The 14,467-nt window shown below is 39.8% G+C and carries 12 protein-coding genes; 5 read left to right on the top strand and 7 right to left on the bottom strand.

Going from position 1 to position 14,467, the window contains the following annotated elements:
- Positions 1 to 49: 49 nt before the first annotated feature.
- The 3 genes from LV85_RS10375 to LV85_RS10365 form a co-directional block, all read right to left on the bottom strand.
- Positions 50 to 1,450, bottom strand: coding sequence for a SusD/RagB family nutrient-binding outer membrane lipoprotein (locus LV85_RS10375; RefSeq protein WP_111319069.1), 1,401 nt, complete (start codon positions 1,448 to 1,450; stop codon positions 50 to 52).
- An 11-nt stretch (positions 1,451 to 1,461) separates the two neighbouring features.
- Positions 1,462 to 4,653 carry a SusC/RagA family TonB-linked outer membrane protein gene (locus tag LV85_RS10370; protein ID WP_111319067.1) on the bottom strand — a complete coding sequence of 1,064 codons (3,192 nt, stop codon included), beginning with the start codon at positions 4,651 to 4,653 and terminating at the stop codon, positions 1,462 to 1,464.
- 444 nt (positions 4,654 to 5,097) lie between these two features.
- Positions 5,098 to 7,338 (bottom strand): sodium-translocating pyrophosphatase, encoded by a 2,241-nt coding sequence (locus tag LV85_RS10365; RefSeq protein ID WP_111319065.1) that lies wholly within the window; start codon positions 7,336 to 7,338, stop codon positions 5,098 to 5,100.
- A 479-nt stretch (positions 7,339 to 7,817) separates the two neighbouring features.
- Between LV85_RS10365 and LV85_RS10360 the strand changes: the two genes are divergently transcribed.
- From LV85_RS10360 to LV85_RS10350, 3 genes are all read left to right on the top strand, one after another.
- Positions 7,818 to 8,345, top strand: coding sequence for an HD domain-containing protein (locus tag LV85_RS10360; RefSeq protein WP_146260464.1), 528 nt, complete (start codon positions 7,818 to 7,820; stop codon positions 8,343 to 8,345).
- Between the two features lie 331 nt (positions 8,346 to 8,676).
- Positions 8,677 to 9,375, top strand: coding sequence for a response regulator transcription factor (locus LV85_RS10355; RefSeq protein WP_111319061.1), 699 nt, complete (start codon positions 8,677 to 8,679; stop codon positions 9,373 to 9,375).
- 9 nt (positions 9,376 to 9,384) lie between these two features.
- A complete protein-coding gene (locus LV85_RS10350) occupies positions 9,385 to 10,842 on the top strand; it encodes a sensor histidine kinase (protein ID WP_111319059.1) in 1,458 nt (485 codons plus the stop codon).
- A 288-nt stretch (positions 10,843 to 11,130) separates the two neighbouring features.
- On the opposite strand, the gene LV85_RS10345 is transcribed toward LV85_RS10350, so the two are convergent.
- From LV85_RS10345 to LV85_RS10330, 4 genes are read right to left on the bottom strand one after another with little or no spacing between them, the layout of a single operon-like run.
- Positions 11,131 to 11,610 carry a hypothetical protein gene (locus LV85_RS10345; protein ID WP_111319057.1) on the bottom strand — a complete coding sequence of 160 codons (480 nt, stop codon included), beginning with the start codon at positions 11,608 to 11,610 and terminating at the stop codon, positions 11,131 to 11,133.
- A 5-nt stretch (positions 11,611 to 11,615) separates the two neighbouring features.
- Positions 11,616 to 12,251, bottom strand: a complete 636-nt coding sequence (locus LV85_RS10340) for a Crp/Fnr family transcriptional regulator (RefSeq protein WP_111319055.1) — start codon at positions 12,249 to 12,251, stop codon at positions 11,616 to 11,618.
- A complete protein-coding gene (locus LV85_RS10335) occupies positions 12,248 to 13,138 on the bottom strand; it encodes a hypothetical protein (RefSeq protein ID WP_111319053.1) in 891 nt (296 codons plus the stop codon). The genes LV85_RS10340 and LV85_RS10335 overlap by 4 nt, the downstream gene beginning before the upstream one ends.
- 4 nt (positions 13,139 to 13,142) lie before the next feature.
- A complete protein-coding gene (locus LV85_RS10330) occupies positions 13,143 to 13,592 on the bottom strand; it encodes a DM13 domain-containing protein (protein ID WP_111319051.1) in 450 nt (149 codons plus the stop codon).
- Between the two features lie 115 nt (positions 13,593 to 13,707).
- Here LV85_RS10330 and LV85_RS10325 point away from each other — a divergent pair, with 115 nt between their 5' ends.
- Together LV85_RS10325 and LV85_RS10320 are read left to right on the top strand one after the other, a co-directional pair.
- Positions 13,708 to 14,001: a hypothetical protein gene (locus tag LV85_RS10325; protein WP_111319049.1), complete on the top strand. Its 294-nt coding sequence runs from the start codon at positions 13,708 to 13,710 to the stop codon at positions 13,999 to 14,001.
- A 120-nt stretch (positions 14,002 to 14,121) separates the two neighbouring features.
- A complete protein-coding gene (locus tag LV85_RS10320; protein ID WP_111319047.1) occupies positions 14,122 to 14,361 on the top strand; it encodes a hypothetical protein in 240 nt (79 codons plus the stop codon).
- Positions 14,362 to 14,467 lie beyond the last annotated feature (106 nt).

Raw genomic sequence — 14,467 nt, 5'->3', positions numbered from 1 at the left:
AAAAAAATCTCCTGAGATTCTCAGGAGATTTTGTGTGATAAAATTCTAATCAATTGACATCCCACCAAATGTTACCATAGAGACTTTCTGATCCTCCAAATTGTCTCTGTACAGCTTCATTGTAGTTATCAGTATTATTGAATTGTTCAGTTTCTATGTAGATCTGTCTATTAGGAACATCGGCTCCATCAGGTGCAACCATATTATTAGGGTAGCCTGTTCTACGGTACTCTGCCCATCCTTCATAGCCATGCATAAATAAATGCACCCATCGTTGAGTTGCAATCTGTTCAATGGCGTTATCCGAAGAATAGGCTATCTCTGGTTGAGCCATGAAGTCTGGTAGGGAGCTTGTATCTGCACCCCATTGTTCCATAGATGCTTCTATAGCCATATTGTAGTTTTCTTCAGCCGCATTGTCACCGCCAGCGATCCAGCCGAGTTTGGCAGCTTCTGCCTGAGCAAAAAGTGCTTGGGCATAAGTTACTAAATAAACAGGAGCATCTTGGGCATGGATAGCATCACCAAGAAGGGCGTATTTTTCTGTATCAATATCAATAGTTTCACCAAATACAAGGCCAGTATAATCTCCATCCGTACGGTTTGGATTTGCGTAAACCATCAGTCGTGGGTCTCCTACCGGTTTCATTTTGTCCATCAATGTTGCACTGATTGCCCACCATTCTCTTCCCTGAAGATCGATTTGTCCAAACCAATAATTCTGATTGTTAGCGTCGGCTAAATGTTTAAACACTAAATTTCCGCTATTGGAATCCAAAACTCCTTCTTGTAAAGCTTCAGTAAATTTTTCTTTTCCTAGAGTAGGGTTAACTTCCGAAAGGCGAAGCGCCATTAGCATTTTCAGCGTGCCTGCAAGTTTGGACCATTTGGTCATATCACCATTATACATGATGTCATTTGTGATGCTACCTGGTACAATTGCTGCATTTGCTTCATCTAATAAGCCAAAAAGGCTTGTATAGATTGATTCCTGTGTATCATATTTAGGAGTGAAATTATCCGCTCCCTGTAAGGCATCGGTCATTGGTACATCTCCCCATCTGTCAGTAGCATGCCAGATATAATAAGCCTTTAGGATTTTAGCAACAGCTAGCTGATTTTCCACTGGACCTTCGGTTCCACTTAAGTCATCTGCAGAATTCAAAACTGTCTGTAAATTGATCAACGGGCCTTGATATAACCAGTAGAAGCTTGTGCTTGATTGCGGATACAAAGACGCATTTACATATTGTGTTTCCGATAGGTATTGAGACATAAACTCACCCTGAGGAGAGGAGCTAAGTCCTGATAGGGAAAGCATAGCATTTGCAATCAATTGTGTTCCAGAAGCCTGACTTGGGACGTTTGGATTGATGTTTATATCTTCATCGAAATTGTTACAGCCTACCAATAGAAGCGCTGTAACGATTATTATATTAAGCTTTTTCATGATTTCTGTAATTAGAATGTAACGTTAAGATTGAAACCAAAGGAACGTACACTTGGTAATTGTCCAGATTCGTACCATCCTATAGCTTGAGATCCAGTAGAAAGCTCTGCAGGATTTATACCCTTAGGAGCATTTTGGAAAAGCATAGCTAAATTTCTACCTACTAAAGCGACTCTTACATTTTCAACAGGAAGTTTAGCATGTTGTGCCTTATTGAAGTTGTAGCTTAAACTTACTTCTCTCAGTCTGATGAAGGAGGCATCATATAACCAATCTTCGTAAATTCTTCTTGCCACTACTCCATAATAGGCTTTTGCGTCTACAAAAGCAGTGACATCTTCTCCAGTTTCGGCAGATATACCTTCTACTTTCACTCCACCACCATCTTCAAGAGGATCCCTTACATTCATGCCGTTTTCGTTGGTGGCAGCGGAAAGGGGATCTAAACCGGTTCTTACTGCTAACATTTTAGATCTTGAGAAAAATTGGCCACCGGCTTGGAAGTCAATCATAGCCGCTAATTGGAAATTTTTGTAGTTCAAGACATTTTGAAAGCCACCATTAAATTCAGGAAGAACTGTTCCAAAATCATGAGTGGCATCTGTGTACAGTGGTAAATTATTGCTTCCTAATAGGATTTTACCAGTTGCTTCATCTCTTTGATAAGCTTGACCTACAAGGCTACCGAATGGTTTTCCTACGTAGGAATTCAAATAACTCGTAGTTGAAGAATAAGTAGTGCTTCCATATTGATATACATCAATTCCAGGATAGAGCTCAACCACTTCATTTCTATTTCTACTGAAATTCAAAGACATATCCCAATTGAAATGCTCTGAGCGGAAAGGTGTGGCAGTTATTGCTAATTCAAGACCTTTATTTACAATTTCACCAGCGTTTATCGTTGCTGAACCATATCCACTTGCCCCGGAAATATCCAGATTTAAAATTTGGTTGACATTTCTTTGGTTATAGTAAGTAAAAGATAATCCTACTCTGCCTTCATAAAATTTGAAATCCACACCAGCTTCATATGAATGAGCAAATGAAGGTTTGATGTTTGGGTTATTCAAATTGTCTGGGACAGAAAGCGTGTTGACCGTCTGATCGCCTGAATAGACAGTTCCGACATTATAAAATGAAGTAGTACTATAAGGACTCAAATCGGAGCCTGCTTGTGCATAACTTAGTCTAAGTTTACCCAGAGTCATTGCTTCAGATTTAATCCATTCACTGAATACTATTGATGCAGAAAGTGATGGGTACCAGTAGGAGTTATTATCTACTGGTAATGTACTTGAATTGTCATTTCTGATGGATGCATCTAAGAAATAGATGTTATTATATCCCAAAGAAACCATGGCATAAGCACTCTTGATTTGCTTTCTTTGAAGATAGGAGGTTGTAGAAGGTCTGTCAATAGAAGCATTAATATTGTAAAAACCTGGAGATGAAAGTCCTCCCACTGTAGCCATGGATAAATAAGAATAGTTTCGGTCATATAAATTTCCACCAACATTTGCGTCCAGAGAGAACTTATTCCATACTTTATTGTATTGGGCTAGAAACTCATAGTTCATTTCAGTGTTTTGATATTTACCGATAGAATACCCTGGGTTCCCTGTACCACCAAATGATGCTCTAGAATTGATGTTTTGTGTGTACATGTCAGATCGGACAAAAGCACTTATTTTCAATTCTGGTAAAAGCTGATATGAAATCCCTACATCACCAAAAAATCTATCTCTGTTATCATCGCTGTAATTTTCGTTTGCTAGGAAGTATGGATTTGCCCAATATAGCGGATTGAAATTCGTGATCTCCCCTGTAGAACTACTAGGCCGTCTTAGATTCCAATGAAGAAACGTTCCATCATCATATTGGTAGTCCTTAAGCCTGTTCATATCCAAAGATCTTTGGAACCATTGGCCCATATATCTTGAGCCATCTTCGGATCCCTGCCCTGGACGACGACCCTTATTGGCCGCATAGTTAATGTTGGTAGTTATTCTTATTTTTTTGGTAAGATCAACACCTAGACCTAGTCCCACGTTGTTTCTCTTTAATGAGGTGTTAGGCTCGACCCCTTGAATACGTGTGTCATTTAAACTCACTCTAAAATTGGAGTTTGCACCACCACCTGTAATGGTTACCCCATTGTTTATGTTTGTGCCAGTTTCATAGTAGTCTTTAATGTTGTCAGGTTGAGGGACAAAAGGACTAAGCTGACCATATGTGGGATCTTGCGGGTAAAAGCTCATAACATCTCGAACCAGCGTTCCGTCCATTTTAGGTCCCCAGCTTTCATCGACAGCTATATCTACATATTTGTCGCCATTTGGTAATGTACGCCAGCTTTGACTAGAGCCACCTCCATATATGTCCTGATATGGCATTAAATTGGAAACTTTATCCACTAACACAGATGAGCTCAATTCCACCTTTACATCGGAGCCTTTTTTGCCTTTTTTGGTAGTAATCATCACGACACCGTATTGACCTCTGATTCCATAAAGAGCAGATGCTGCTGGGCCTTTCAAAACGTTGATCGTCTCGATATCTTCAGGGTTAATGTCCTGACCAAGGTTACCGTAATCTTGACCTGAAGAACCTGAGAAATTTGAGTTTGAAATAGGAGTTCCATCCACTACCATCAATGGCTCTCCTCCTCCTGAAATGGAGTTCACGCCTCTGATTTTTATTTTTTGGGTGCCTCCCATACTTGCTCCAGATGAGCCTGTAACTTGCACACCAGCTATTTTTCCTGATAATGAACCTAATACGTTTTGTTCTTTAGTGTAGGTGATATTTTCTCCCTTAACTTCTTGAGTGGAATAACCGATCGATCGCTCATCTCTGGTAATACCTAGTGCTGTCACCACGACTTCACCTAGTTGAGAAATATCTTCGGCTAAACTGATATTGATATTAGTAGAATTACCTACAATTTTCCGTTGGGAGGTGTACCCGATAAAGGAATAAACCAGAACTGATTCTGCGCCTGGTACAGTAATGGAATAATTTCCATCTAAGTCAGTCACGGTTCCCGTGGAGGAATCTTGAATAACTATACTCACTCCAGGAAGTGGTTCCCCGTCTTCCTGTGCTGTTACTCTTCCTTTGACAGTTTGCTGGGCATAGAGTGGTATACTAGCCAGAAACCCCAAAAGAAAAAGCAATGTCATTGCGTAGCTTTTCTTCATGTGCTTTTTTGTTTATGGATTATTAATTGGTTTAACTTTTATTCTTGCAATTCCTTGCATGATTTAAACAGCAAGAAAATAGATGATAATACAAGTAAGTGTTCTTATCTGATTGATGGTTAGTCTATTGATGATGGTTTGGTTCTACGGTCCTGAATTTGACCATTCTCCCCAAAATATGCCGTTATCAACAAGAGTTCACTATTTGTTATTGTCATCAATTCATAAATTAAGGATAAAGGATCATTTATTTCAATTTTTTGGACTTGATTTTTATGGTATTGACAATAATTTATTCTTTTTCAAATATAATTTGCCCTTGCCTGTTTCTGCCGTATTATATTTTGAATACTGGCAATAATTAGCTAAACGGCTAGAATAGAGGACATAAAAAAAGACTGCCTTGGTATAGGCAGTCTTTCAAGAAGAGAAAAAGATAGTCGATTAATTCACTTTCTTTATTTCAGTGATTGTTTCAGTTACCACTTTTTTACCGTCTTCATATTTGATTTCTTTTTTGATTTCCATTTTCTCAGACATGCCAGCAGTATGAGGACGTTGACTGATATGAGGCGCGATTATCAAAGCTACGATAGACATCAATTTAATCAGAATGTTCATGGAAGGTCCAGAAGTATCCTTGAAGGGATCACCAACTGTATCACCAGTTACGGAAGCTTTGTGTGGCTCAGACTTTTTGTAATACATCTCACCATCGATCTCCACACCTTTTTCAAAAGACTTCTTGGCATTATCCCAAGCGCCACCTGCATTTGACTGAAACATTCCCATCAATACGCCTGATACAGTCACACCAGCGAGTAAACCACCTAGCATTTCGGCAGAAGAAACTTGCTCGAATACACCCTGAAAGCCAAAACCAACCAAAATAGGAGTGATCAATGCAATGGCTCCTGGTAGCAGCATTTCTCGAAGAGATGCTTTAGTAGAGATCTCTACGCACTTATCGTACTCAGGCTTTGCTTTGTATTCCATGATACCTGGAATTTCTCTGAATTGGCGTCTTACTTCATTCACCATGTCCATCGCAGCTCTACCCACAGCCGCTATAGCTAGGGAGGAGAATATATATGGAATCATACCGCCGACAAATAGGGCGGCCAATACTGGTGCTTTGAAGATGTCAATCGCATCAATTCCAGCTACACCCACAAAAGCTGCAAACAATGCGAGAGAAGTCAAAGCTGCTGAAGCGATCGCGAAACCTTTACCAGATGCTGCTGTAGTATTACCTACAGCATCCAAGATATCAGTACGGTTTCTTACTTCTTCAGGGAGCTGACTCATCTCAGCAATACCACCTGCATTATCTGCGATTGGCCCGAAAGCATCGATGGCAAGTTGCATGGCAGTAGTAGCCATCATACCAGCGGCGGCAATTGCTACTCCATAAAGACCAGCAAAAGCATATGAACCCATGATACCACCTGCCAAGACTAGTATAGGAAGAACTGTGGATTCCATTCCAACTGCAAGTCCCGCAATGATGTTGGTCGCATGACCAGTTGCTGATTGCTTAATGATGGATTGCACTGGACGCTTGCCCATAGCCGTATAATATTCAGTGATAATACTCATCAGAGTACCTACTACCAGACCAAGGATGATCGCATAGAATACATCCATATTGGTAAAGTCATATCCACGAATAGACAAGGTCTCTGGCAGCATGTATTTCACTACAAAGAATGATGCGATACCTGTGAATACAATCGAAGACCAGTTGCCCATGTTCAAGGCATGCTGTACATCACCTTTATCGTCCTTAATCGTGACGAAGAACATTCCCAAAATAGAGAATACGATTCCCAAACCAGCCAATACCATTGGTAGTAGGATAGGAGCGATTCCTCCGAAATTATCTATAGAAACAATCTCACGTCCTAGAACCATGGTAGCAAGGATGGTGGCTACATAAGAACCAAACAAATCCGCACCCATACCAGCTACATCACCTACGTTGTCACCTACGTTATCAGCAATAGTTGCAGGGTTTCTTACGTCATCTTCAGGTATTCCAGCTTCTACTTTTCCTACCAAATCAGCTCCTACATCGGCAGCTTTGGTATAAATACCACCACCTACACGAGCAAAAAGTGCTATAGATTCAGCACCAAGTGAGAAACCAGCAAGTACTTCCAGTGCTTTTTCCATTTCCACCCCATTCACTCCAGCACCTACACTTTGTACATACATATTATAAAACAGGATGAATAAAGAGCCTAGGCCAAGAACTGCCAAACCGGCAACTCCAAGTCCCATTACAGAACCGCCAGTGAAAGACACTTTAAGGGCATGTTTCAAACTAGTTCTAGCTGCTTGGGTGGTCCTTACGTTCGCTTTGGTAGCGATATTCATTCCTATGTACCCTGCAAAGGCTGAAAATACAGCTCCGATAAGGAAGGAAATGGCGATAACTGGACTAGATGTCTCGACGGACATTCCCGACCATGCCAAAAGTATGACTGCAATGACCGCAAAATAGGAGAGTACCTTCCATTCGGCTTTTAAGAATGCCATGGCTCCGTCAGCTATATAGCCGGCGAGTTCCATCATGGTTTTGTCTCCTGTTTCCTGCTTGGTTACCCAGGCAGATTTTATGGCCATCACGATCAGGCCCACCAGTCCCAACGCGGGGACTACATAAATCAAAGCTTGTTCCATAGAGTATGTCGACTGTTATTTTGAAATTGTTAATTGAGCAAATATAGAACTTCTCATTTACCGACCAATCTCAGCTCGCTATAGTTTAATTCTCAAGTAATTAGTGATATTTTAGTAATACAGTAATAGAATTACTATTTAATTTCCAATAATTGATAAATTATCTAGCTTTCATTGAAATATGATAATCTAGTTAGTCTATCCAAATCATAAAAGTTTTGCAGCTTTATCATCCTATTCAAAAAATGTTGTTCTGTTCTAGAAAGGCTTATGCGTAATTTTAGACATCTTGGTAGAATAATTTAAATAACTAAAATTCAATTGATTAAAGCTGTTGATGTCAATTTATATAGTAAATTGGTTTCATAATATTTTTAAAAATCACCCTAAAGCCTGTGGATTTACTTCTTGAAAATTTTGAGTGCACAATAAGGAAACTGTTTGCCGAACGGCTAAATCCTAAGCTTTGTTACCACAATTTGGATCATACGCTCACTATTGTAGACAAGGCGAAGGAGATAGGGGAATACAATGATTTGGGAAATGAACAGTTGGAAGATTTATTCCTAGCAGGCTGGTTGCATGATGTGGGCTATTGGGAAGGGATTGCACAAGATCATGAGGAAAGAGGTGCTGATTTTGCCCAGGACTTTTTGCCTAAATTTGGAATTGATCAAGCTAGAATTGACAAAATTCGTGGAGCTATCCTAGCGACTAAAGTGCCGCAGCAACCTCATAATCTCATCGAATCAATAATTTGTGATGCTGATCTTTATCATCTGAGTTCTACACAATGCTATGCTCAAACCTTATTGTTGAAAAAGGAATATGAACAGCTTAATAATCAGTCTGTAGTACTTTTGGATTGGTTGCGGAACTCGGAGGATTTTATGAAAAACCATCAGTATCACACCGATTATGCCCTCGAGTTTTTTCAGCTAGGAAAAGATAAAAACCTGAAATTTCTCCAGTTAAAAATAGAAGAACTAGCTAAGGCTGAAATTTGAATGCTTTAATACTGTAGTCCTTCTAGATATTTCTCATATCCTTTTGGTTGACTGTATAGCAGATTAGGCTTGTGATAATTTCAAATATGATTGGATATTTTTCTAGTCAATACCCAGGATTCATTGTTGTATTCCCAGCTTTGATCCACATTGGTATTGGTGAAAATAGCACAGACGTAATCTCCTTGTGGAGAATTCACCAGAAACACCTCGGATCGAGGGCTTCGGATTTGATTTTTCGTACTTTTTAATCGGCAAAAAATACTTAACAGCCTATCGTGATAGTTTCGTGATGATTAGATTATAACTTTCCAATTCACTTTATTTTCAGATGAAAAAAGTACTTATAGTAGAAGACGATCCCAATATTAGTCAGTTGATACAGATTCATCTGAAGGATTTGGACTATGACATCAAAGTAAGGAATAATGGTCGAGAAGGATTTGAAGAGGCGAATACCAATCCTTATGATCTCATTATTCTAGACATTATGCTGCCCGAAATGGATGGCATTGCTATCTGCCAGCGTCTTCGTGCCTTGGATAATTTCACACCTATTCTTATGATCACGGCCAAGTCTGAGGAAATAGACAAGGTTATCGGTTTGGAATCTGGAGCAGATGATTACATCACCAAGCCCTTCAAGATCCGAGAGTTTATCGCAAGAGTGAAGGCTATTATGCGACGTCAAGATCAGTTTGCGATGCTTGCCGCAAATGATGTGAAGTTGATCAAATTTGAGTCTCTGGAAATAGATGAGAAAAAGCGGAAAGTAATTCTACTTCAAAAGCGAGTGGATTTGACTCCCAAGGAATTTGACCTGCTAGTACTCATGGCTAAGAATCCAGGGAGAAGCTATTCCCGAGGAGAACTCCTTGAATTGATATGGGGATATGATTTCTCAGGCTACGAGCATACTGTAAATGCACATATCAACCGGCTTCGTGCCAAGATAGAAGCGGATCCAAATAACCCAAATTATATCCTTACCACTTGGGGAGTAGGATATAGATTTAATGATGAATTTTAAGCAGCAGCCATGAAAAGTCTATTTCTGAGAATTTCTCTCATCTTTATTTTGGTCTTACTAATAGTGGGCTGTTCTTATATTTTTATTACGGCGATCACAGCTCAGCGTTATTTCCAAGAAACAACACAGCGCTTGAATGCTACCGTTGCCGAATATATGATCGAGGAGGTCAATCCCTTTGTGGATGGCGAAGTGAATGAAGCTGCGCTAGGAACGATTATGCATTCCATGATGGCTGTGAACCCAGGGATAGAGGTTTATTTGCTTGATCCTACTGGTGAAATTCTCTCATTTGTAGTGTTGGATCAGCTGGTCAAACTGAAGCGTGTAGAGTTGGCGCCAGTTAAAGAATTTATTGCTGCCAAAGGCGATGATTTTGTAATGGGGGATGATCCTAGAAATCCTGGCGAAAAGTCTGTTTTCTCCGCTACTGCAGTTTATGAAGATGACAAGTTACTTGGCTACGTCTATATCATTTTGGCAAGTGAAAAGTATGAAACCATTTCTTCTGGAGTACTTGGGAGTTACTGGATGCAGTTAACCTTCAATTCCATTTTGATCACTCTCGTGGTGGCTTTGCTTATTGGTTTGGTTTTGATCGCATGGCTTACTCGTCATTTGCGTACTATAGTCAGGACAGTAGAGCGTTTCAAAGATGGTGATCTACATGCACGAGTACCACACTACAAAACCAACTCTGAGTTTGCTGTGCTGGGAGAAACATTCAACCACATGGCGGATAGGATACTTAATAATATAGAAGAGCTGAAAAATGTGGATAGTCTGCGTAGAGAATTGATAGCAAATGTGTCCCATGATCTCCGAAACCCACTAGCGATTATCAACGGCTATATAGAAACCCTGCAAATGAAAGGGGAATCAATTTCGCCCGAAGAGAAGGAAAGCTACCTGAAAATCATAGGCAATAGTACTGATAAGCTGACCAAGCTGGTCGCCGATCTATTTGATCTATCCAAATTGGAATCAGGACAGATGCAGGTCAAGAAGGAAAATCTCAATATTCAGGAACTCCTATATGACAGTAGCTTGAAATATGAATTGCTAGCAAAATCAAAAAATATAGCCATAGAAACTGCTATTTCTTCTTCACTTCCACTGGTCAATGCAGATCTATATTTATTAGACCGAGTGATCCAAAACCTATTGGATAATGCCGTGAAATACACTCCTCAGGATGGTGAAATAAGTATTGAAGCCTCTTCTGTAGCCGGTGCCGTGGAGGTCAAAATCCGAAATTCAGGTGGAGGAATTCCACAGGCCGATTTGGAAACTATTTTTGATCGATATTATATGATTGATAGGGAGAGGGAAGGAGTAGAAGGCTCTGGACTTGGTTTGGCGATTGTGAAGCGAATCTTGGAAGTTCACGGTTCTGAAATCCATATTGAGTCGGATTCGAATAGCTTTACGGAGTTTATTTTTGAGTTGCCTGTGGAGCAGGCTTAATTTCCTGTTGCTGTTTGAAGTTTTGGTAGAAGGTGAAAAGTTGTGAATTGTTAGAGGTAATATGTGAAAAGTAGCAGGTAGGAAATAGTGATATTTATGATGAATAATAGTTGTTGATTGAGAGTGTTATTTGAACTATGAGAATTGTAAATTCGAATATAAAAAGCTAATATATTGTTGTTTAACCTATATTAGAATGAATCATCACTTTAGATTAGACTAAAGAAGGCCAGCGATTAATTGCTGGCCTTCCTTGGTTATATTAACGCAGGTGTTTTCGTTTTTATTTCAATTAAACTCAGCATAGCCAAATGGGATAGCGGCGGCACCGCACCAGAGGATTCCGTGTGTAAATTTGGCGCTAGGGAAATTGGGCAGTTTGTAATAATGCTCTCCTGGTGCATCCACTACAGCAACTAACTGAAAACTGGACGTTTCTGATAGTGTTAAGTTTTTTGAATCGGAAAGATAAACTGTAACTGTTCCGGTGTGAAAACTGGAATTGAAATCATCGCTGAGTTTAACAAAAAAGTCACCGCTTTCATCGGTAACGAGGTCTATCATTCCCTTGGTATTTGAACCACTTTGAGATGTGAATGTTCCCATTTTGAGCACATCTACTTTTCCTATGACTTTCGCTTCGCCTGGTTTATCAGGAACACCAGCTACATCAGCGGGAGTTGATGGCTGAGGATCGTCCGAGCTGCTGCACGAGCCGAGTGAAATGACTAGTAAAATGAGGAGTATATAATTGAATGAATGTTTCATGGTTACTAGGGTTTGAAATTTTCCAGATTACGAAAGAGTATTCTATTTCTACTGTAATTGATAATTCCTTGTTTCTTCAAGGTAGAGAATGTTTTAGTAACTGTTTGCCGACTTGAGTCGGAAAGCAAGGCAAAATCCTCATGTGTGAGGTTGATTTTGAGTAGAGTTTCATCTCCATATTTCTTCCCGATCTTTATGGCAAGTTCTTTCACAACTGCTTTGATACGCTGATCTGCATCAAGGGAAATCAATCGTTCATGTCGATGAGATGCTTCTATTGTGCGGTCCACTAAGTGCTGTGTGAGTTTTGCTTTACCTGCTTGGCTAAGATTGCAAAAACTATCTATTTTTTGGATCAGAGTTCCTTTTTCTAAGGCAATAGCATAGCTGAGATTTTTTATTGGCAAAGCATTATTAAAGTCTCCTTCACCTATTATTTCACCAGCTGTAGCGATTTTTAAGATCGTCTGAAAACCGTTTGGAAGCATCTTCTGTAGTTTAACGCTACCTGCTTTCACTAAGTAGAATCCTTCAGATATCTGGTCTTGCTTATAAATAGCTTGCCCTTTTGTGTAACTCTTAAATGAGGGGAAAGTTATCTGAACGGTTTCTCGATAAGGTTGAATTAGGCTAGTATTCATGGTTTCTTTGGTTTGTATTCGTAATAGACTCCAAAGCCAATTACGCCTGAGGAGTAAATGTTTTTGCGCTTGAATATCCAGTCGTTGAAATTCCTATAATTCACAGTCACATGTATGTTTTTGTAAACGGGCACAGAGGCGCCAAAGCTGTATGCTGTGTATTCAGAACCATCTCCTCGTACAAAGTCCGTAGCTACTTCTACTTCATTGACCGAATTAAGTGCGTTGAGTCGGGCGTTCACCCAGACTAAATCAGCTATATGATACCCTATTTCGGCTCCTATGGCAAATTGGTCTGAGAAAGAAATCCCTTCATATTGGGTTCTAAAATTGTAAGAGCTAAAAAGATTTCCATACAGTGGAATGTCAGGGAGTGCGAAAGAACTCGCTAGGGTAGTCCAAACATTAAATTCTCCATCTCCTGAAGGTAAATTGATTTGCTCGAAATCATTGACCGTGCTCTGAGCAAAGTTATTTGCTCGGCCAATTGGGAATTCGGGAGCTATAGAAATGCTGAGTGGTAAATATTTTTTGAGTAATGAATGCTTAAACTCTAACCGTAGATCTCCAAGACCGCTTACAGTTTCTGTGGTTTCGAAACCATTCCAAATTTGAAGTGGCCAGTTGGCAATAATGGTGAATTTGTCTGTGACGCCGTATTCCCCATAGAAGACAAGAGATTGCTGCGAAAATTGATTGGTTTCCAATAAGTCCCCAGTTAGGGAGTAATAGTCATCAGATTTCATGGACTGAAAACTTAGCTGGTAAAAACCTTCAGTTTTCTCCTTAGTCCAGCCAGATTGCGCAGCTGCCTCAAAAGTAAAAAAGCACATATACCCAAGGCCGAAGACTTTGAGTATAAGTGATTGGATGTTGTGGAATTGCATCTTTTTATAATAGTGGCGCATTTCCAAAAGGAATTCCTACAGATCCGCACCATAATAATACATGGGTATATTTTGCTGTGCTGACACCAGTAGGAACAGCAAAGCTGTTTGCACCAGCCATTCTCACTGGCCCCATTACCAATAAATCAGGATTTCCATTTGCAGGATCCGCCATGAATGTATCCGAGGTGGATAGGTAGACTGTTACCGTTCCAGTCGCAAGTGCCGTGTTGAAGTCTGAGCTGAATTGTAAGAATTCTTTGCCTTCCGCGTCGGTGCCTATCTCCGCGGTCCCCATGGATCCAGCGGCATTTTGATCCACGAAATTTCCACTACGAGCTACATTCAAAGAACCAGTGGGCTGTGTAGGATCAATAATAACGGGGTCTTTATCATCGGAACAGGAGACAAGGCCTAAAAAGGCAACGTAAAATAGAATAACTGCTTTTTTCATGATACTGTGGTTTTGATTTATCCAAAATTGCCGCAAGGGTATCACAAAAAAGTCACGGAAGAATAAAGAAATTAAACTGAGGCTTGTTTTCTTTGGGGATTACAACACAAAAGCTATGGCTGAAGACGATAATAAAATTGCTGATTTCCTAGAATCTAAAGATAAAATCAAAGATTACAGTCCAATGCTGAAGGCACTTTGGTATGATGGGAATGGTGACTGGGAAAAAGCACATGATCTAGTGGATGGCCTTGACGGAAAAGCAGCTGCAAGAATTCATGCTTATCTGCACAGAAAGGAAGGCGATCAATGGAATGCTGATTATTGGTATAGAAGAGCAGGAGTGGAAAGACCTGATATGACCTTAGAAGAGGAGTGGGGAATGTTGTTGAAGCAATATCAAGTTTGATTTTTCTTAGATTATTCCTCATAAATTTGCTTTAATTTCTAAAAAATACCCTGTATAGGGTATGTTTTCACTTGAGCTTCTTGAGTATTTTTGACTTTGCAATTAGTCATCAGCCTATCTATGAAATTCTTCTACCTTGCTTCAAGTCCAAATGCCAATGGCCTACACGAAGTTCACGATCGTGAATGTGAAGATATTCCAGGTTCCTACGATCGAGATTACCTAGGTCCTTTCAACAACGGAAATGAAGCTATACGAAAAGCATTATCAATAAAAGAGAAAGTTGGCTTATGCGAGAATTGCTGTAACTCTTCTAGCCAGACTATTTTTCAGAATGAAAGCAATAATTTGAGTCAATAAGAATGTATTCATTTTTTTAGGTTGATAAAAGAGTTAGTGCTAGTAGGCGGAGTTTGAATAAGTAGTTTTTTGGGAAGGAATTGGGAAAGCAGTATCTTGATAGAGA

Source organism: Algoriphagus chordae, from assembly GCF_003254055.1.
GTDB classification, from domain to species: domain Bacteria; phylum Bacteroidota; class Bacteroidia; order Cytophagales; family Cyclobacteriaceae; genus Algoriphagus; species Algoriphagus chordae.
Note: the sequence above shows the minus strand (reverse complement) of the source record. Positions and strands in the feature narration are given on the sequence as shown.

Coding starts and splice junctions, on each gene's coding strand:
- LV85_RS10355 (WP_111319061.1), top strand. CDS start 8,677: ATGAAAAAAGTACTTATAGTAGAAGACGATCCCAATATTAGTCAGTTG.
- LV85_RS10330 (WP_111319051.1), bottom strand. CDS start 13,592: ATGAAAAAAGCAGTTATTCTATTTTACGTTGCCTTTTTAGGCCTTGTC.
- LV85_RS10350 (WP_111319059.1), top strand. CDS start 9,385: ATGAAAAGTCTATTTCTGAGAATTTCTCTCATCTTTATTTTGGTCTTA.
- LV85_RS10370 (WP_111319067.1), bottom strand. CDS start 4,653: ATGAAGAAAAGCTACGCAATGACATTGCTTTTTCTTTTGGGGTTTCTG.
- LV85_RS10325 (WP_111319049.1), top strand. CDS start 13,708: ATGGCTGAAGACGATAATAAAATTGCTGATTTCCTAGAATCTAAAGAT.
- LV85_RS10335 (WP_111319053.1), bottom strand. CDS start 13,138: ATGCAATTCCACAACATCCAATCACTTATACTCAAAGTCTTCGGCCTT.
- LV85_RS10340 (WP_111319055.1), bottom strand. CDS start 12,251: ATGAATACTAGCCTAATTCAACCTTATCGAGAAACCGTTCAGATAACT.
- LV85_RS10345 (WP_111319057.1), bottom strand. CDS start 11,610: ATGAAACATTCATTCAATTATATACTCCTCATTTTACTAGTCATTTCA.
- LV85_RS10320 (WP_111319047.1), top strand. CDS start 14,122: ATGAAATTCTTCTACCTTGCTTCAAGTCCAAATGCCAATGGCCTACAC.
- LV85_RS10375 (WP_111319069.1), bottom strand. CDS start 1,450: ATGAAAAAGCTTAATATAATAATCGTTACAGCGCTTCTATTGGTAGGC.
- LV85_RS10365 (WP_111319065.1), bottom strand. CDS start 7,338: ATGGAACAAGCTTTGATTTATGTAGTCCCCGCGTTGGGACTGGTGGGC.